General features: G+C 60.7%; 20 protein-coding genes and 1 riboswitch. Of the genes, 3 read left to right on the forward strand and 17 right to left on the reverse strand.

Annotation, left to right across the window (positions count from 1 at the left end; translation table 11 throughout):
- Window positions 1-88 precede the first annotated feature (88 nt).
- The 5 genes from EOS_RS26245 to EOS_RS26265 form a co-directional block, all read right to left on the reverse strand.
- Window positions 89-1,093, reverse strand: a complete 1,005-nt coding sequence (locus tag EOS_RS26245) for a peptide ABC transporter ATP-binding protein (RefSeq protein ID WP_047895110.1) — start codon at window positions 1,091-1,093, stop codon at window positions 89-91.
- Window positions 1,090-2,085: an ABC transporter ATP-binding protein gene (locus tag EOS_RS26250; RefSeq protein WP_047895111.1), complete on the reverse strand. Its 996-nt coding sequence runs from the start codon at window positions 2,083-2,085 to the stop codon at window positions 1,090-1,092. The genes EOS_RS26245 and EOS_RS26250 overlap by 4 nt, the downstream gene beginning before the upstream one ends.
- Before the next feature lies 1 nt (window position 2,086).
- A complete protein-coding gene (locus EOS_RS26255) occupies window positions 2,087-3,004 on the reverse strand; it encodes an ABC transporter permease subunit (protein ID WP_047895112.1) in 918 nt (305 codons plus the stop codon).
- 4 nt (window positions 3,005-3,008) lie between these two features.
- Window positions 3,009-4,019, reverse strand: coding sequence for an ABC transporter permease subunit (locus tag EOS_RS26260; RefSeq protein WP_047895113.1), 1,011 nt, complete (start codon window positions 4,017-4,019; stop codon window positions 3,009-3,011).
- A 113-nt stretch (window positions 4,020-4,132) separates the two neighbouring features.
- Window positions 4,133-5,767 carry an ABC transporter substrate-binding protein gene (locus EOS_RS26265; protein ID WP_047895114.1) on the reverse strand — a complete coding sequence of 545 codons (1,635 nt, stop codon included), beginning with the start codon at window positions 5,765-5,767 and terminating at the stop codon, window positions 4,133-4,135.
- A 109-nt stretch (window positions 5,768-5,876) separates the two neighbouring features.
- Between EOS_RS26265 and EOS_RS46445 the strand changes: the two genes are divergently transcribed.
- Window positions 5,877-6,182: a hypothetical protein gene (locus EOS_RS46445; RefSeq protein WP_152693178.1), complete on the forward strand. Its 306-nt coding sequence runs from the start codon at window positions 5,877-5,879 to the stop codon at window positions 6,180-6,182.
- A 9-nt stretch (window positions 6,183-6,191) separates the two neighbouring features.
- Here the strand turns inward: EOS_RS46445 and metF are convergent, their stop codons facing one another.
- The 5 genes from metF to EOS_RS26290 all read right to left on the reverse strand — a co-directional run bounded on the left by metF (window position 6,192) and on the right by EOS_RS26290 (window position 10,451).
- Entirely contained in the window at window positions 6,192-7,031 is an 840-nt protein-coding gene (metF, locus tag EOS_RS26270) for a methylenetetrahydrofolate reductase [NAD(P)H] (protein WP_047895115.1), read from the reverse strand.
- A 37-nt stretch (window positions 7,032-7,068) separates the two neighbouring features.
- Entirely contained in the window at window positions 7,069-7,419 is a 351-nt protein-coding gene (locus tag EOS_RS26275; protein WP_047895116.1) for a phage holin family protein, read from the reverse strand.
- A gap of 86 nt (window positions 7,420-7,505) precedes the next feature.
- A complete protein-coding gene (gene ahcY / locus EOS_RS26280; protein WP_047895117.1) occupies window positions 7,506-8,921 on the reverse strand; it encodes an adenosylhomocysteinase in 1,416 nt (471 codons plus the stop codon).
- A gap of 32 nt (window positions 8,922-8,953) precedes the next feature.
- A riboswitch (S-adenosyl-L-homocysteine riboswitch) is annotated at window positions 8,954-9,088 on the reverse strand.
- Window positions 9,089-9,235: 147 nt separating this feature from the next.
- A complete protein-coding gene (locus tag EOS_RS26285; protein WP_047895125.1) occupies window positions 9,236-9,958 on the reverse strand; it encodes an LrgB family protein in 723 nt (240 codons plus the stop codon).
- Between the two features lie 25 nt (window positions 9,959-9,983).
- Window positions 9,984-10,451 carry a CidA/LrgA family protein gene (locus EOS_RS26290; protein WP_047895118.1) on the reverse strand — a complete coding sequence of 156 codons (468 nt, stop codon included), beginning with the start codon at window positions 10,449-10,451 and terminating at the stop codon, window positions 9,984-9,986.
- A gap of 121 nt (window positions 10,452-10,572) precedes the next feature.
- Between EOS_RS26290 and EOS_RS26295 the strand changes: the two genes are divergently transcribed.
- A complete protein-coding gene (locus tag EOS_RS26295; RefSeq protein WP_047895119.1) occupies window positions 10,573-11,526 on the forward strand; it encodes a LysR family transcriptional regulator in 954 nt (317 codons plus the stop codon).
- A 114-nt stretch (window positions 11,527-11,640) separates the two neighbouring features.
- Here the strand turns inward: EOS_RS26295 and EOS_RS43685 are convergent, their stop codons facing one another.
- Both EOS_RS43685 and EOS_RS43690 read right to left on the reverse strand, forming a co-directional pair.
- Window positions 11,641-12,147, reverse strand: coding sequence for an OmpA family protein (locus EOS_RS43685; RefSeq protein WP_053064055.1), 507 nt, complete (start codon window positions 12,145-12,147; stop codon window positions 11,641-11,643).
- A gap of 99 nt (window positions 12,148-12,246) precedes the next feature.
- Entirely contained in the window at window positions 12,247-12,483 is a 237-nt protein-coding gene (locus tag EOS_RS43690) for a DUF937 domain-containing protein (RefSeq protein WP_053064056.1), read from the reverse strand.
- Window positions 12,484-12,717: 234 nt separating this feature from the next.
- Between EOS_RS43690 and EOS_RS26305 the strand changes: the two genes are divergently transcribed.
- A complete protein-coding gene (locus EOS_RS26305; protein ID WP_047895120.1) occupies window positions 12,718-14,409 on the forward strand; it encodes an isovaleryl-CoA dehydrogenase in 1,692 nt (563 codons plus the stop codon).
- A 33-nt stretch (window positions 14,410-14,442) separates the two neighbouring features.
- On the opposite strand, the gene EOS_RS26310 is transcribed toward EOS_RS26305, so the two are convergent.
- The 5 genes from EOS_RS26310 to fliE form a co-directional block, all read right to left on the reverse strand.
- The gene (locus EOS_RS26310) at window positions 14,443-14,784 is read right to left on the reverse strand and encodes an EscU/YscU/HrcU family type III secretion system export apparatus switch protein (protein ID WP_047895121.1); all 342 of its coding nucleotides are present in this window, start codon (window positions 14,782-14,784) and stop codon (window positions 14,443-14,445) included.
- The gene (gene fliK, locus EOS_RS26315) at window positions 14,781-16,142 is read right to left on the reverse strand and encodes a flagellar hook-length control protein FliK (protein ID WP_053064057.1); all 1,362 of its coding nucleotides are present in this window, start codon (window positions 16,140-16,142) and stop codon (window positions 14,781-14,783) included. Before fliK ends, EOS_RS26310 begins: the two co-directional genes overlap by 4 nt.
- Before the next feature lie 79 nt (window positions 16,143-16,221).
- Window positions 16,222-16,554 carry a flagellar protein FliT gene (locus EOS_RS26320; RefSeq protein ID WP_047895122.1) on the reverse strand — a complete coding sequence of 111 codons (333 nt, stop codon included), beginning with the start codon at window positions 16,552-16,554 and terminating at the stop codon, window positions 16,222-16,224.
- 24 nt (window positions 16,555-16,578) lie between these two features.
- On the reverse strand, window positions 16,579-16,992 hold the full coding sequence (gene fliS, locus EOS_RS26325) for a flagellar export chaperone FliS (protein WP_047895123.1): 414 nt from the start codon (window positions 16,990-16,992) through the stop codon (window positions 16,579-16,581).
- A gap of 341 nt (window positions 16,993-17,333) precedes the next feature.
- Entirely contained in the window at window positions 17,334-17,684 is a 351-nt protein-coding gene (gene fliE, locus EOS_RS26330; protein ID WP_047895124.1) for a flagellar hook-basal body complex protein FliE, read from the reverse strand.
- Between the last annotated feature and the right edge of the window lie 401 nt (window positions 17,685-18,085).

The following is an 18,085-nucleotide window of genomic DNA, read 5'->3' on the forward strand; positions in this document are numbered from 1 at the left end:
GGCTAAACGCGGGGCAAAGCAAAAAACGGCCAGGAGCGCCGCCACCAGCACAGCAAAACGGCGCGCAAACTGCCGCGCCGCTTGGCGTTCAGGCATCGATCTCCCCCACCTCCTCGGCGCGGTGACACGAGACGTGCCGGCCATCGACGAAACGCAGCGCCGGTTCTTCCACGCGGCATTTATCGATTGCATACGGGCAGCGCTGATGAAATGTGCAACCTGATGGAGGGTTCAGCGGCGAAGGCATTTCGCCCTGCAGCCGGATCTTGATGCGCCGATCCTCTTCGAACAAGGCAGGCGTCGCCGACATCAACGACCGCGTGTACGGATGCCGCGGCCGTGCGTAGATCGTCGCCTTGTCGCCAAGTTCGGCTACACCGCCAAAATACATCACCATGACATCATCGGCGATATGTTCCACCACCGACAAGTTGTGCGAGATGAACACATAGCTCGTCCCGAACTGCTCCTGCAGATCCATGAACAGATTCAGAATCTGCGCCTGAATGGATACATCGAGCGCGGACACGGGTTCATCGGCCACCAGGATCTGCGGATCGAGAATCATCGCACGCGCGATAGCCACACGCTGCCGCTGCCCGCCCGAGAACATGTGCGGATAACGCGCCGCGTGTTCCGGCCGCAAACCGACGGTGCGCATCATGTGCGCAATACGCTCTGCGCGTTCGCTGGAGGTCAGCTTCGTGTTGATCGCGAGCGGTTCGCCCAGCGTCTGCTCGACCGTTTTTCGTGGATTCAGCGATGCAAACGGGTTCTGGAACACCATCTGCACGCGCTGCCGCAAGTCGGCCACTTTCGCCCGGTTCGCGCTTGCTACATCCTCGCCGTCGATCAGCAGACGTCCCGACGTAGGCGCTTCGATCATTGTCAACTGGCGCGCCAGCGTCGATTTGCCGCAGCCGGATTCACCCACCACCGCAAGCGTCTTGCCGCGTTCGAGCGAGAACGAGACGCCGTTCAGCGCCTTCACCGTGCCCTGCTGGAACATGCTGCGCTTGACGCTGTAGTGCTTGGTGAGTTTATCGGCGACTAGGACCGTGTCTTTAGCAAAAGTCTCAGGAACGGCATTCATCGCGCGCCTCCGTGTTCTGCCACAAGTTCCATGTTCAGCGGCTTGATGCAGCGCGCTCGCACCGCGGGATCGTTCGGGGCAAGTTGAAAGAGCGCCGGCCGCTCCTTGCGGCAATCGTCGACGGCGTAAGTGCAGCGAGGCGCGAACAGACATCCGACCGGACGATCGTCGCGGCCCGGCACCATTCCCGGCAAAGCCGCCAGACGCGCGGCGCCGCGGCTATGCTCCGGAATGGCCGCGAGCAACGCTTCCGTGTACGGATGATGCGGTTCACTGAAGATCGTCGGCACGTGATTCGTTTCGATAATCTCGCCCGCATACATCACGGCCACGCGCTGCGCGACTTCGGACACGACCGCGAGATCGTGCGAAATCAGCACGAGCGCCATGCCGCGCTCCTTCTGCAGCTTCACCAGCAGTTCCATGATCTGCGCCTGGATGGTGACGTCGAGCGCGGTGGTCGGTTCGTCGGCAATCAGCAGCTTCGGATTGCACGCGACCGCCATCGCGATCATCACGCGCTGGTTCATGCCGCCGGACATCTGATGCGGGAAGGCATCGATACGGCTCTTTGCATCGGGAATCCCGACTTGATCGAGCAATTCGAGCGCGCGTTGATGAAGCTTCGCGCCTCTCAGGCCTTCATGCAGCTTGAGGACTTCCTTGATCTGATAACCGACGGTATAGCTCGGATTCAGGCTCGACAACGCGTCCTGGAAGACCATCGCAATGTCCTTGCCGATAATCTTCCTGCGCTGCCGCGCCGATGCCTTCAACAAGTCGACGCCGTTGAACGTGATCTGATCGGCGGTGACGATTCCGGGCGCATCGATCAGACCCATGAGCGCCATCATCGTGACGCTTTTACCGGAGCCTGACTCACCGACTACGCCGATCACTTCGCCGGGTTTGACGGAAATATCGATTCGATCGACCGCCGGGAGTCCGTTGAAACTCACGGCGAGATTGCGGATGGTTAGGAGATCGCTCATGTCATGCCATCCGTTTGAGTTTGGGATCGAGTGCGTCGCGCAGACCGTCGCCGAGCAGGTTGATCACCAGGACCGAAATCAGAATGGAAAGCCCGGGCATGGTCACGATCCACCACGCGCTTTCGATGTAGTCGCGTGCCGACGCGAGCATCGCGCCCCACTCGGCTGACGGCGGTTGAACGCCGAGTCCGAGAAAACCGAGCGCGGCGGCATCGAGAATCGCGGACGAAAAGCCTAACGTTGCCTGCACGATCAGCGGTGCGGCGCAATTCGGCAGCACTTGCGAGAACATCAGCCGCGCGGTGCCGGCTCCGGCCACGCGCGACGCCGTCACGTATTCACGCTGCAGTTCGCCCAGCGCGGATGCGCGCGTCAAACGCACATAACCCGGCAACGCGACAATCGCGATGGCGAGCATGGTATTCATCAGCCCCGGCCCGATAATCGCGACCACCGCAACTGCCAACAACAGCGAAGGCAGCGCGAGCAGCACGTCCATGATGCGCATGATCGGCGTGTCGAGCCATTTCTGGAAAAACGCGGCCGTCAGTCCGAGCACGATGCCCGGAATCAGCGCCAGCACCACCGACACAAAGCCGATCCAGAACGACAGCCGCGCGCCGTACATCAGGCGGGAGAGGATGTCGCGGCCGGCTTCGTCGGTGCCGAGTACGAAACGCCAGTTACCACCATCGAGCCACGCGGGCGGGATTTTGACGTTGTCGCGATATTGCTCGATCGGGCTATGCGGCGCGATCAACGGCGCGAAGATGGCGACGAACACCAGTATCAGCACGATCGCGCCGGCCACGACCGCGCCGCGATTGCGTGAAAAGTTGGCCCAGAATTCCCGGACGGCGATAAATCGGCCACTCGGGACGGGGGTCAATGCCGGGGAGCTATTTTGAATGTCGGCCATTGGCTTACCTCGTATGGCGAATGCGCGGATTCAGCACGCCGTACAACAAGTCGACGACCAGATTCACAAGAATGACGAGCGTTGCGATCATCAGGATACCGCCCTGCACGACGGGATAATCGCGGCGGCTGATGGCGTCGATGAGCCATTTGCCCACGCCCGGCCAGGAGAACAACGTCTCGGTCAACACAGCGCCGGCCAGCAGCGTGCCGACCTGCAGGCCGATCACGGTCACCACGGGAATCAGCGCGTTACGCAGCGCATGCACGATCACCACGCGCCCCGGCGCAAGACCTTTGGCGCGCGCGGTGCGGATGTAATCCTCGCGCAGCACTTCGAGCATGGACGAGCGCGTCATGCGGGCGATCACCGCCAGCGGAATAGTGCCCAATACGATGGTCGGCAGGATCAAATGACTGACGGCGGACTTGAACGCGCCTTCATCGGTGGAAAAGAGCGCGTCCCACAACATGAAGCCGGTGCGATGCGGAATGTCGTATTCCACTGCAATGCGCCCGGAAACCGGGGTCCAGCCCAGCTTGGCCGAGAAGAACATAATGAGGATCAAACCCCACCAGAAGATCGGCATGGAATAACCGGTGAGCGCTGTGCCCATCACGCCGTGATCGACGACCGTGCCGCGCTTTAACGCAGCGGCCACGCCCGCCGGCAATCCGATCACCAGGGCGAAGATCATCGCGCAGATAGCGAGTTCGAGCGTTGCCGGAAAGCGCGCTGCGAATTCGCCCATCACGCTGGTATTGGTGATGATCGACATGCCGAGATCGCCTTTCAGCGCGTGTCCGACATAGTGGAAATATTGAATGGGTAGCGGCAGGTCGAGCCCGAGCCGCTTCATTGCTTCGGCATGCATTGCCGGGTCCACGCCGCGCTCGCCCATCATGACTTCGATAGGATCGCCCGGGATCAGGTGGATTAACGCGAACGCCAGGATCGTGATGCCGATGAACGTCGGGATCACCATGCCTATGCGCCGCAGAACGAATCGGAACATGGTTCGTCTCTTTGGGGAGGAAAAATGCGACCGGCGACGCGGGCTTGTGACCCTTGTCGCCGGACCTTTTCGACTAGTTTTAGTTTTGGTGCATAAAGCGTACCGCTTACAGCTTACTGCACGCCGACACCGTCGAAGCGCAAGTAACCCAGCGGCTCGATCTTCATGCCGATCACTTTCTTGCTCGTCGGCTGATAGACCGTGGAGTGTGCGATCGGCGAGAACGGCAGTTGTTCAGCGAAGATTTGCTGCGCCTGCATATAAGCCTGCGTGCGCTGCGCCTGGTCGGACGTATTGCGGCCCTTGATCACCAGGTCGTTGAACGGCTTGTAGCACCAGTGCGAGAAGTTGCTGCCGTTGACCGCTTCGCAACCGAGCAGCGTGCCGAGCCAGTTATCCGGATCTCCGTTGTCGCCGGTCCAGCCGATCAGCATGGCGTCATGTTCGCCTGCGTGGCCGCGCTTGATGTACTCGCCCCACTCGTACGACACAATATTCGCCTTCACGCCGATCTTCGCCCAGTCAGCCTGGATCATCTCGGCCATCAGACGCGCGTTCGGGTTGTACGGGCGTTGAACCGGCATGGCCCACAGGTTCATTTCGAAGCCGTTCGGGAAACCCGCCTTCGCGAGCAGCGCCTTGGCCTTCGCGGAGTCGTACGCCTGAGCCTTCAGGTTCTTGTCGTAGGACCATTGGGTCGGCGGCATCGGTGCGACGGCGGATTGACCCGCGCCTTGATACACCGACTCGATGATCGCCTTCTTGTTGATCGCCATGTCCAGCGCGCGGCGCACGTCCACGTTCTCGACGCTCTTCTTCGTCGTGTTGTACGCCACGTAGCCTTCGTTAAAGCCCGGCTGCGACGGCGTATCGAGATTCGTATCCGCCTTCAGCGGCGCGATGTCAGCCGGACGCGGATAGCTCATCACCTGGCATTCGTTGTTCTTCAGCTTCTGCACGCGCACGGCGGCATCCGGCGTGATCGAGAAAATCAGCTTCGAGATTTTGACCGCGCCCGCTTTCCAGTAGTCAGGATTGCCGTCGAAACGGATGGTCGCATCTTTCGTATAGCTGCGGAAAATAAACGGACCCGTGCCGACCGGCTGCTGGTTGATATCGGCTGCCTTGCCAGCTTTGAGCAATTGCTGAGCATATTCATCCGACTGAATCGACGCGTATTCCATCGCCATGTTCTGGATAAACGGCGCGTTGACTTCCTTCAGCGTGAACTTGACCGTGTACGGGTCGACTGCTTCGATCTTCGTGATCAGCTTGTCCAGGCCCATGTCCGTGAAGTACGGGAACGACGCCGGATAGGCTTTGCGGAACGGCTGGTCCGGATCGAGCATGCGGTTGAACGTGAACAGCACGTCGTCCGCGTTGAAATCGCGCGTCGGCTTGAAGAACGACGTGGTCTGGAACTTCACGCCATGGCGCAGATGGAACGTGTACGTCAGGCCATCAGGCGATACATCCCACTTTTCCGCGAGACCTGGTTCCACCTTCGTGCTGCCGCGCTCGAATTCCACGAGGCGGTTATAGACCGTGAAGGTATTTGCGGTGAAATCGGTGCCCGTCGTGTATTGCGCGGGATCGAAACCGGCCGGGCTGCCCTCTGAGCAGTAGACGAGCGTTTTGTTAGGAATCGGTGCTGCTTGGGCGACGCTCGCGGTTACGAGCGATGCCGCGATGGCGGCGCTTAATGCCATCGACAGACGAGCAGCTCGCAACAGGCCAATTTTCTTCATGTTTCCTCCAGGATCGATGCCGGCTAAAACCAGCGTAGCGCGATATTACTGAGCTTTGCCGGGGGGAACAAGGCGACGAAATTCCCTATGGGAAATAGCTTCTGCGCGTGTGTCCGGCAAGCCAGCTGACGAGATTGAAAAGGCCGTGTTTTCGCTTAACTTCTTCGAGTTATCAGGGTTTTCTGTCGATTCTGCGCGTTTTTCATCGATTCACGCTTTGTCGGCAAACCCACGCGCGACGGCAAATTCGGGCGCTACCGTATCACGAAAGAAATGTAATTTTAAGTTAATGATCGGGAATGTTGCTCGACGAGAACATGAACCAATCATGTTTCGTTATGCACAATGTTTCAAGGTGATTAAACAGAGAGGATTGGAAACAGAAGAACCGCGCGGCGAACGCCGCGCGGGTTAAACAAAAACATCAGGCCTTTGGCAATCCCAAACGCTCGCAAATCGTCTTGCTCGCAGCCGCGCCGTTCAGCGTATAAAAATGCAGTCCCGGCGCGCCTTCCCTCACCAGCCGCTCGCACAATCCGGTTACTACATCCAAGCCGAATGCACGAATAGCTTCTTTATCGTCACCAAAACTTTCCAGGCGACGCGCAATCCACTTCGGCACTTCCGCGCCGCACATCTCGGAGAAGCGCATCAACTGCGAGAAGTTGGTGATCGGCATGATGCCCGGCACGATAGGCACATCGATGCCAAGCTTGCGGGCTTCGTCGACGAAACGGAAATACGCGTCGCCGTTGTAGAAGTACTGCGTGATCGCCGAATTCGCGCCGGCTTGCACTTTGCGCACGAAGTTCTCGAGATCGGATTTCGGCGAACGCGCCTGCGGGTGATATTCCGGATACGCCGCGACTTCAATGTTGAACCAGTCGCCATGCTCGGCGCGAATAAAGCTCACCAGTTCCGACGCATACCGCAACTCGCCGACTTCGCCCATGCCGGACGGTAAATCGCCGCGCAACGCGACAATATGACGAATGCCATGCTCCCGATACGCGCCGAGAATCCCGCGCAAACTATCCTTCGACGACCCGATGCACGACAAATGCGGCGCCGCTTCGAGCCCCTGCTTCATCATCTCGAGGACGGTATCGAGCGTGCCTTGCTGCGTGGAACCGCCCGCGCCGAACGTCACGGAGACGAACTTCGGGTTGAGCGCCTTGAGCTGCGCGCCAGTCGCGCGCAATTTCTCGATTCCTTCCTGCGTTTTCGGCGGGAAAAACTCGAATGAGAGTTCGATCGGTTTCATGGGAGGAGTGGAACGCGCGCGCAAGGCACTCGCGTTCTTAGATGTTGCGCTGACCGAGGATCAGCGCCGACAGCAGCCAGGACACGATGCTGTACAGAATCGAGCCGAAGAACGCCGACCAGAAACCCGATACTTCGAAGCCTTTCAGCAACGAAGCGCACAGCCAGAAACACAGCGCATTCACGACCAGAATGAATAACCCGAGCGTAAGAATGGTCACCGGCAGCGTGAGCAGCACCAGCAACGGACGCAGGAACGTATTGATCAGCCCGAGCACGATCGCGACGATCAGCGCGGTGCCAAAACTGCGGATGTGAATCGACGGCACAAGGTAAGTGATGATCAACAGCGCGAGCGCGTTGATCAGCCAGGTCAGCAGCACGGACATCGATGGTCTCCTGGTACTTGAAGTTTCACGCGCATGGTTTTTTTCAAACCCATGCGCGCGCTGGGAGCTACGACAACACTACGTGTTTAATAACGATAGTGGTTCGGCTTGAACGGACCCATCTTGTCCACGCTGATATAGCTGGCCTGATAGTCGGAAAGCACAGTCAGTTCAGCACCAATACGACCCAGATGCAGACGCGCAACCTTTTCATCAAGGTGCTTGGGCAACACGTAGACCTTGTTTTCGTATTTGTCGCCGTGCACGAACAGTTCGATCTGCGCGATCGTCTGGTTGGTGAACGAGGCCGACATCACGAACGACGGGTGGCCCGTCGCGCAACCCAGGTTCACCAGGCGGCCCTCGGCCAGCAGGATGATGCGCTTGCCGTCGGGGAAAATGATGTGGTCGACTTGCGGCTTGATGTTGTCCCACGTGTACTGGCGCGTGGAGGCAACATCGATTTCGGAATCGAAGTGACCGATGTTGCAGACGATCGCGTTGTTGCGCATCGCCTTCATGTGGTCGTGGCCGATCACATGGAAGTTGCCCGTCGCGGTCACGAAAATGTCGGCCTTGTCGGCGGCATATTCCATGGTCACCACGCGGTAGCCTTCCATCGCTGCCTGCAACGCGCAGATCGGATCGATTTCCGTGACCCACACCGTCGCGCCGAGGCCGCGCAGCGATTGCGCGCAACCCTTGCCCACGTCGCCGTAACCGGCCACGACCGCGATCTTGCCGGCAATCATCACGTCGGTGGCGCGCTTGATGCCGTCCACCAGCGATTCACGGCAGCCATACAGGTTGTCGAACTTCGACTTCGTGACCGAATCGTTCACGTTGATGGCCGGGAACGGCAGACGCCCTTCCTTTTCCATCTGATACAGACGATGCACGCCCGTCGTCGTTTCTTCCGTCACGCCTTGAATGTGGACGAGGCGCTTGGAATACCAAGCCGGATCGATGTCGAGGTGAGCGGCGATCGACTTGTACAGTGCGACCTCTTCTTCGTTCTCAGGCTTGGCGATGACCGAGCGGTCCTTTTCAGCCTTCGAGCCGAGGATCAGCAGCAGCGTGGCGTCGCCGCCGTCGTCGAGGATCATGTTGGCGAATTCGCCGTTCGGCCATTCGAAGATGCGGTGGGAGAACTCCCAGTATTCGTCGAGCGATTCGCCCTTGAATGCGAACACCGGCACGCCGCCTTGCGCGATAGCCGCGGCTGCGTGATCCTGCGTCGAGAAGATATTGCACGATGCCCAGCGCACGTCGGCGCCCAGCGCGGTCAGCGTTTCGATCAGCACGCCGGTCTGGATGGTCATGTGCAGCGAACCCGCGACGCGTGCGCCTTTCAGCGGCTGTTGCGTCTTGTATTCCTCACGTGTTTGCATGAGGCCGGGCATTTCCGTTTCAGCGATGTTCAGTTCCTTGCGGCCCCAGGCGGCAAGAGACATATCGGCGACGAGGAAATCTTTATTGGAATCGAGAACTGCGGCGTTCATCACGCCCTCCTTTCTAATGGAAATATAGAAATTTGACGTGAGCGCCGTTCGATGCGGTGGTTCAACGAGCGCGTGGTGATCTAACCCGCGCTGTCGCTCCGTCCGATTGAATGCTTCGAGCCTGGCGGCCTTCGTCGATGAAAGCCGTCGCAACGCTCCTCGAAGCGAAATCGGATTGTAGCAAATTGGGATGAAACGAGGTGGGCTTGGGAGGGTGTTTTGATTGCGCCGATGGACAGTTTTGGGCGCTGCCGGCGGTGGTGCGGCTGAGCAGTTAGGGTGTTGCCGCCGCAGGCGACGCTCAACCGTTCACCCTAAAACGGCAAAAACGTTAATAGCGGCGCCAACAAAACCATCGCCACGCCGGCGATCATCATCGTCAGACTGGCGACTACGCCTTCCTCGCGACCCAGTTCGCGTGCCTTGGCGGTGCCCACGCCATGTGCCGCCGCGCCAAAAAGCGCACCGCGCGCCAACCGTGAACGCAATGGCACCAACGCCAGCACAATTTCACCGAACAACATGCCGACCACGCCGGTCGCAATCACGAACAAGGCTGTCAGATCCTTCGGCGCGTGGAGTTTGTCGGAGACAGCGAGCGCAAACGGCGTCGATACCGAGCGCGTCGCCAGACTGCGCTGCAATTCCGGCGATAAATGCAGCAGTTTTGCGAGTATCAGCGAACCGCCGACCGCGACCAAAATCCCAACCGTCACGCCCACCGATAACGACAGCCAATGCTTCTTCAGCAGATGCCGATATTCGAAGATAGGTACGGCAAACGCGACCGTGGCCGGGCCGAGTAGCCACATCAGCCAGCGGGTATCAGCGAAATAAACGGGGTACGGAATGCGCGCGCCCAGCACGATGGCCACGAGCACAACCGGCACCGTGAGTAGCGGCGTAAGCCACGGCTGACGAAAGCGCGCATAGACGCGCTTCGACACGAAATACAACGCGACCGTCAGCACGAAGCAACCTGCCGCGATGAGACGCGCGGCGTCATCGGCGAAGAGGGATTCGTAGAAGTGTGTCATCGCGTCCGGGTTCACAAAGCAGCCATCAAGCCCGTGCCGCGTGCCGCGCGCTCATCACGCGGCGCAGTTCCAGCCGGCGCTCGAGCTTCGAAGCCTGTTCGACGGCGAATGCCACCGCCACCATCACCATCAACGTGCCGAACACCACAACCAGCGCCAGGCGCCAGCCGTCTTGCCGAAACAAGCCGCCGTACTGAACTGCGGCGACCGCGGCCGGGATGAAAAACAGCAGCATGTCGCCGAGCAGCCAGTCCGCGCCCGCCTTGACCCAGCGCGGCGCAATACCGCCGCCGAACAACAGCGCGAGCAGCACCAGCAAGCCGACAACGCCGCCCGGCACGGGCAAATGCAAAGTGCGTGCGGCGAAATCGGCAAGCAGCCAGATTCCGGCAAGACCGGCGCTCTGCATAGCGATGCGCGCAACCCGGCCAAGCGCGGCGCGGGAACCGGCGAATAAGGTTGATAGAGGCAAAACGGCGGCGAGAATGATCATGGCAGGCCTTTCTGCAGATTTATAAGGGTTAACGTGTAGTTGAATATAGCGTGCGCTGCAACATAAAAAAAATGACTTAAACTTATCGAATACATTCCAATTTGGAATTCAGGGGGTATGTATGGAATTGCGATCGCTGCGGTATTTCGTCGAGGTCGTTAAGCAAAAGAGCTTCACCGCGGCGGCAGAAAAAATGTTCGTCACGCAGCCGACCATCAGCAAGATGGTGAAGTCGCTCGAAGACGAAATCGGTTCGCCGCTGCTGCTGCGCGAAAGCCGCCAGATGGTGCTCACCGACGCCGGCCAGATCGTCTATCAGCGCGGACTGGAAGTGCTCGCGGCGCACGCGCAACTCGAAGCCGAGCTCAACGATCTCGGCAAACTCGGGCGCGGCACGCTGACTATCGGCATTCCGCCGATGGGCGGAACACTGTTCACGCCAGCCATCGCTGTGTTCAAGAAACGCTATCCGAAGGTGGAGCTGAAGCTGTTCGAGCGCGGCTCGAAGGCGATCGAGGCGGCGTTGATAGACGGTGAACTGGAACTTGGCGGCGTGCTGCAACCGGTCGATCTCGCCACGTTCGACGTTTTGCCGGTCAGCCGCCAGTTGCTCTGGCTCGTCGCGCCAAAAGGTTCGCGATGGGATGCCTCGGTGGACGTGCCGCTCGCCGATCTCGCGCAAGAACCGTTCGTTTTCTACGGCGAAAGTCTGGCGTTATCGGATCTCGTGCTCAACGCTTGCCGCGAGGCGGGATTCACGCCGGCTATCGTGGGGCGCAGCGGCCACTGGGATTTCATGGCGGCGCTGGTGCAGGCGGGTGTCGGTATTGCATTGCTGCCCGCGCCGTATTGCCGGCGACTCGATACCAACGCGTTCACCTGCCGGCCGGTGGTCGCGCCGGAAATTCATTGGGATATGGCCGTGGGCTGGCGGCGCAACGGCTATTTGTCGAACGCGGCGCGCGCCTGGCTCGAGGTCGTGCGGCAAACGCTCCCAGCCAATCTCGGCGATGACTTCCTGCAAGGACCGGCGGAACGGTTTCCGGCACACGTGCGCAACGCCGTGCCGAGGTAAAGGGCTCGCAAACGGCTCGACTACGCACCCCAGAAAAACACCCTGTCCCGCTTGCGCGGGGTGGTTTGTATTGCCACGTCAGTACGGGATCTCAGAAGCCCCCGGGTCAGACAATCACTCCTGTACAGCGAAGTCGATCCGGCGGTTCTCGAAACGTCCGCTCGCCGTTGCGTTATCGGCGACCGGGTGGGCATCGCCGAAACCTTGCGCCGTCAGCGAATCAGCAGGAACGCCGTGCTTCACGAGGAACGCGCGCACTGCTTCCGCCCGCTTCTTCGACAACACCTTCTCTTCCACCACGATCCGGTCGAGCGAAGCGTTGACGGCAGGCGACACGCCACCAACCATCGACGGATGGTCGAGGTGCGACGACACCGCTTTCATCTGCGCCGCGACGCCGGAGAGGAAACTGCCCGCGCCACCCAGACCCAGCGCGCCGGCGATGTCTTCCGTCATGCTGGCTTTCACCATCGGCAACTGATGCCCGAGCAGCGTGGGCAACTGGCCGACAACACCGTCGGCCTTCGTGAAGTAATGCTTGAGCACGCCGAACAACGTGGTCATGACAATGCCGCTGAGTGCGTGCGTGGCGCCGACCGATACGCCCGTTTTCGCGGCCACCGCGTTGCTCAGCGCGTTGACGCGTTCTTCCGACGACTCGCCGCTGAAAAGCCGCGTGCCCGATGCGAGCAGCGATTGCAGGCCGTCGCCGTGGACGAGTTACGGCAGCATGTCGACGATATTCGCATTCGAATCCGGCGACATGATCGACGCGAACAACCTGCGCGCGCCTTCGGGCGATGCAACTTTGTTCATCAGCGACCCGACCAGTGCCGGCGCGATCATGCCGACCACGCGTTTCGCCGCTTCGGGAGCGACGCCCAGTTTCGTTGCGAGTTGTTGCAACACGCTTTCGGTCAAAGCGCCCTGTACTAGCTGAATAACATTAACGCTCATTTGAATTGCCTTTTCCTTACTCGCGTGATTGCGCCTACGGCCCCGATTGGGCGGCGCTGATTATAGGTTCGGCATCGAGGAAATAAGGACTTCCGACTAAAAATCGGAAATACCTCAAGGCAGAAGATTTGAGACGATTCTCAAGAGGTCTTGTTTGCGATGGGGATAGCGAGGAGCGCACTTTGCGAATATCGCCGCACCGGAGCAAACTAAAACCTCAGACGGAGGCAAGCGATGAATTCACCCACCTACGGCCAGACGCACGAAGTCACCAACCAGACGCCGCCACTCGAGCGTTACAACGCGCTCACGACCGACCCTGCGCTGGTCGGCGCCATCCAGCGCGAAGGCGCCGCCTGGCATCTCGACGCGCTTACCCGCGACGGTCTCGCTCTCACGCATCCCGACGTCCTCGCGCTCGCCGGCCTCGCCAACCGGCACGCCCCCGAACACCATCCGTTCAACGCGCGCGGCGAACGCATCGATGCAATCGAATTCCATCCCGCCTGGCATACGCTGCTTTCAATGTTGCGCGAGCAAGGCCTGCACTCACTGCCGTTCGAAACCGCCATGCCGAAGCCCGGCGCGATGGCTGCGCGCGCCGCCGGATATTTCCTGCACGCGCAACTGGAAAGCGGCTCGCTGTGCCCGCTGACCATGACTTTCGCCAGCATTCCCGTGCTGCAGCAAGAACCCGCTTTGTACGCCAGCCTGCAGGCGCAATTGCTTTCGCGGCAACACGATCCACGCGATATCCCGCTCGGCGCCGGCAAACAATCGATGATGATCGGCATGGGCATGACCGAAAAACAGGGCGGCTCGGACGTGCGCAGCAACCGGACTCATGCGGTCGCTACAGGCGCTGGCGGTCGGGGCGGCGAGTATCGGCTGATCGGCCATAAGTGGTTCTTTTCCGCGCCGCAATGCGATGCCCATCTCGTATTGGCGCGTACCGGTGAAAGCCTCCAGGAAAGCGGCCCGATTTCCTGCTTCTATGTCCCACGTTTCGCACCGGATGGATCGAAGAACGCGGTGCAGGTCCAGCAGCTCAAGGACAAGCTCGGCAACCGCTCGAACGTAAGCAGCGAAGTCGAATTCCTCGACGCCTACGGCGTGATGATCGGCGACGAAGGGCGCGGCGTACCGACGATCATCGAAATGGCGAACTTCACGCGCCTCGATTGCGTGATCGGCAGCGCTGCGTTGATGCGCGCCGCGCTGATCCAGGCCGTTCATCACGCGCGGCACCGGCGGGTTTTCGGCGCAAAACTCATCGACCAGCCGCTGATGCGCAACGTGCTCGCCGACCTCGCGCTGGAATCCGAAGCGGCAACGGTACTGTTCATGCGTCTGGCCGGCGCATTCGAGAATTCGGAGCGGCCGGAAGAGCGTGCGTGGCGTCGCATCGTGACCCCGGCGGCGAAGTTTTGGGTCTGCAAACGCGCGCTCGAATTCACCGGGGAAGCAATGGAAGTCTGGGGCGGCAACGGTTATGTGGAAACGGGTCCGATGGCGCGGTTTTATCGCGAGGCACCGGTGAATTCGATCTGGGAAGGATCGGGGAATGTGATGTGCCTCGACGTGCTGCGGGCGTTCGAACGCGAGCCCGATGCGGCCCGTGCGCTGCTCGATTCATGGCAGGCAGTGGCGAGTGAACATCGCGTGCTCGGCGAAGCGCTGAAGACGCTGCTCGCCATGCTGCGCGGCGACCCATCCACGCGCGAGGCATCGGCGCGGGGGATTGCGCAGCAACTGGTGCTGACAGCGCAAGGGGTTCTGCTCGCGCAGCACGCGCCGGCGGACGTGGCGGCGGCGTTTATCGAAACCCGTCTTGGCGACGCCCGCGGTTCGGCTAATCGCGTGTACGGAACGCTGCCTGCAACGCTCGATTTCAGCACGGTTATCGAGCGCGCGTTTGCGCGATAGCCAGGATGTCGAAGTAGTTCAGCTTTAGATGAATCAAGCGGTGCGGCCACGCCCCTTGCGGACCGGAATGGTCGGGTCCACTTCGGGCGGTGGCCCTTCCTCCACGCCGTTCTCCAGCCGATACAACCACGCGAGCAATTCCGCCACCGCCTGATAGAGCGCGGGCGGAATGCGCGAGTCCAGGTCGACCTGCATCAGCAGCGACACCATCTCCGGCGATTCATGCACGTACAGCCCCGCATCCTTCGCGCGCTGCACGATCATTTCCGCGACCAGCCCGTAGCCCTTTGCGACCACGCGCGGCGCGGCGTCGCCGTTCAGCGTGTCATAAGTGAGCGCGGTGGCCTGCTTGCGCGAATCGCTGCGCGAGCTCACGAGTTGCTCCGGCCTGGCGGTGTCGGGGTTAATGTCGGCGCGGTTACAGCTGCTGGCAAACCAGCCGCGCTGGCGACGTCGGCGAAATTAGGGAAGGCTGGATCAGTCGGCGATTCCGCAAGCGAGTCCCGCGCGCGCACCGTCAGCCCGGCAAGCTGCAATCCCGCCGCGTCGATTTGCTGCCGGAAATGGTCACCATCGGCGGCGAGACGGGCCGCGCCACCCTCGCTCGCATTCATTCGCACCACCAACTGGTTGCCGGTGAGCACCAGATCGGCGTCCACATTGCCGAGCGTCGGCAGCGTCAGCGTGACTCGCGTATGCCACGCGCGATCCGCGTCGATCGCGCCGCCGTCGTGATGCGCATCGCGTTCCTGCGGGCTGTGGTTTTGCGGCTGGATTTGCCACTCGAACTTCGCGCCCGGCCACGCTTCGCCAGACCAGCGAAACTGATCGGAGGCAAGCACGTCGAGCTGCTGCCGGACCAGCGGAATAGTCGATGGATGAATGCCGGAGGCCAGCGCTGCCTGCACGGCCGAATCGTGGACATGCGCGGCCGAAGACTGCGTGCCCGTGCTTGCTCCCGAGGACGCCGACGCCGCCGATGAAAACACGCTGGCCGGCATCTCACGCACCGACGCCGCCAGCGCCGCCGCCTGCTGCGGCGTCTGCGGCGTCGGCACTGGACGCGCGGAATTCATTGGATTGGGGGTATCGGCGGCAAACGTAGGCGGAAGCAGCGTTTCGTCGATCCAGACTTCGGCGGCCGCTGCGGCCGGTTGCGCGAAAGAGCCGGACGGTAATCCGCTGGCCGATTTGTCCACCCGTGCCTGCGGCTCATTGCTCAGCGACGCGAGCGAACGTTGTCCGCCCAGCCACAGCGCGATATGGTTTTCGTAGAAAAGTCCGCTGTCCGCAACGGTCCTGGCCAGCATCCCTGCGAGAACCGTCGCGGGCAAAGGCGGTGCGGGCGGATTGACCGCGCCCGCGGCACTCGCCGAACTCGAGGAAAACAAGGATCCGGACAGGCTCTCGAACGCGCTGGCAGCCTGGACGATGCGCGGCGCAGTCGGCCACAACGGCATATTGCCGAGCAAGGCGGGCGTGGCGCTGCCGCCAAAACGCGAAATGGCGTCAAGCGTGCGCGCGATTTCGCTGAGCGCGGTCTGCGCGGACGGCCCCGGCGCGGCATACGCGCTGACGGCGGATGCGGGCGTGGCGACGCGCGGAGTATCGACTGAAAGTTGCGATGTGTTGGCTTGAGGGGCGGTCGAACTGGTCTGCGTATTGAGCGCGGACAGCAGCATGTCGGTGCGGCTGGCAAGCAGCGCAGCGATCGCGGAGTCCAGTCCAGGCATGCCAGTTTCCTCGGGTCACCAGTCCAGCCGTATTGGCGGGCCACTGGTCTTTAACGAGCCGCGAACGCGTAAAACGCGTCTAGCGCAGCCCGATCATCTTCTTCAAAACTCGCACTGGCCTGTTCACAGTGAACAACGCAGCGGACAAACGCGCGAGGCTGGGGGCGGTGAGGTCGCGAATGGCGGCGTCATCGGCAAGAATCCGGCGCACCAGTTCAAGCTTGCGAGCCCGCGCGGAGTCGTCCAGTTCGGAGCTGGGATCGGCTTCCCTCAGACCGTCGATCAAGTCGCGATAGGCGCTCTGCATCGTCTTCAGTTCACCCCATTCTCCGCTTCGCGCAGCGGCCAGCATGCATGCAGAAAGTGCGGCAATCGCTTCGTAATGAGCGAAATATTCTTGTGTGGTTTTCATTATGTGCAAGCATGTTTCGCGGCGTCACGCCGCAGCCATTTTTGCTGCTTCGGGTGCAATTGCCATCCAGGCTTCTTCGAGCGTCGCGAGGAGGCCATCGATCTCCACCAGCACCTCTTCGCTGTGGCGCACATTCGCCTCGAGCAACCGGTGCGACATATACGTATAGAGCGCGTCCAGGCGTGCCGCGATCTCACCGCCGGCGTCCTTGTTAAGCGCCGGCTGCAAACCGCTTTCGATAATGCTGATCGCCTTCGTGATCGCTTCGCCGCGCGCCGCGATATTGCCCTGCTGCAGGTGCATCCGGGCTTGGGCGACAGCCTGTCGCGCACCCTGATACAGCATGACAACCAGCCTGTGCGGGCTTGCGCCCATTACCCCTGTCTGAACGCCGACGCGTGCATAGGCGTTGGCTCCACTGTGTCCCTGGGAAAACATCCGACCCTCTCCTTGTGTCGACCAGAGTTGGCGTGTCGACTGGAGTTGGCGCTTTAGCGCTTACTCCGGTCCCATGCCTCACTCTGGTCCCATGTTTCCGTCGTTTCATAAGCGTTTCGCGCAAAGGCGCTGTACGCCAGCGCACTTATTGACGGGAACCGTGATGAACCGATGCCGACGAACAGGTCCCGACCTTTTTATTTGTCTGACCGTTTATCGTGCTGCTATCCGGGTTATCGGAGAAAGTGGCAAAAGCTTTAGGCGTGCTTTGCGTCACAACGAATTCCGAGGAAAGGAAATGGTCGGAAGATCGATGGTACGAAAAGCCGGCGGTGCAGCGCTCAGACAGAGATGTTCATGATGTCGTTGTAGGCCGAGACCAGCTTGTTGCGGACCTGCAAGCCGAACTGGAATCCCACGTTGGCCTTCTGCGAGTCGACCATCACGTCGTTCAGCGAAACGTTTGGCGCGCCTATTTCAAACGCTTGCGCCTCTTTGCCCGCCTTCATCTGGCTGCTGCTGATGTTGTCGAGGGACGACTTCAGCGCGTCGGCGAAACTGCCGGCGCTCGCTGCACCCGATTCGGGCACGACGCTGCCGCTCGCGACATTGCCGGCACCGCCCGCCGCCTGCGTCGCCATGGTCTGCATTTGCTGGAGCGCCGAACTCAACGGGCTAATGGGAGCATTCATAGTGTCTCCAGAAGGAACGGAAAGGAACTGAAAATCGGCGGCAACATATGGACGGCGGCACTTCTGGGACAATTCGAACCGGGGCCTGTCCCGGGCCTCAGGCCGGCGTCTGCGCCGGAGCCTGGGCGGTTCGCCATATGGCCTGACCGATTAGGAAAAAGTCTAGCAGCAGCGTCATTTCTCAAAGCAGGGAAAGGAAACCAAAACTCGCTTCTATTCGTTGGATCAACTAAATCCTGCTTACGGATAATTCCTCTCATGAAAGTGCCTGCAGTGCGCTCGGCCGACGCCGGCGCACTTCGCAGAAAACGCAAGACTCGGAGAGTTTCGAAGCATGGATTCCACCACCAACCTGATCAACCCGGACGCCCGCATGGGTCTGACTGGCGCGCAGCCAGGCG

This window comes from Caballeronia mineralivorans PML1(12) (assembly GCF_001028175.1).
In the GTDB taxonomy this organism is placed as follows: Bacteria; Pseudomonadota; Gammaproteobacteria; order Burkholderiales; family Burkholderiaceae; genus Caballeronia; species Caballeronia mineralivorans.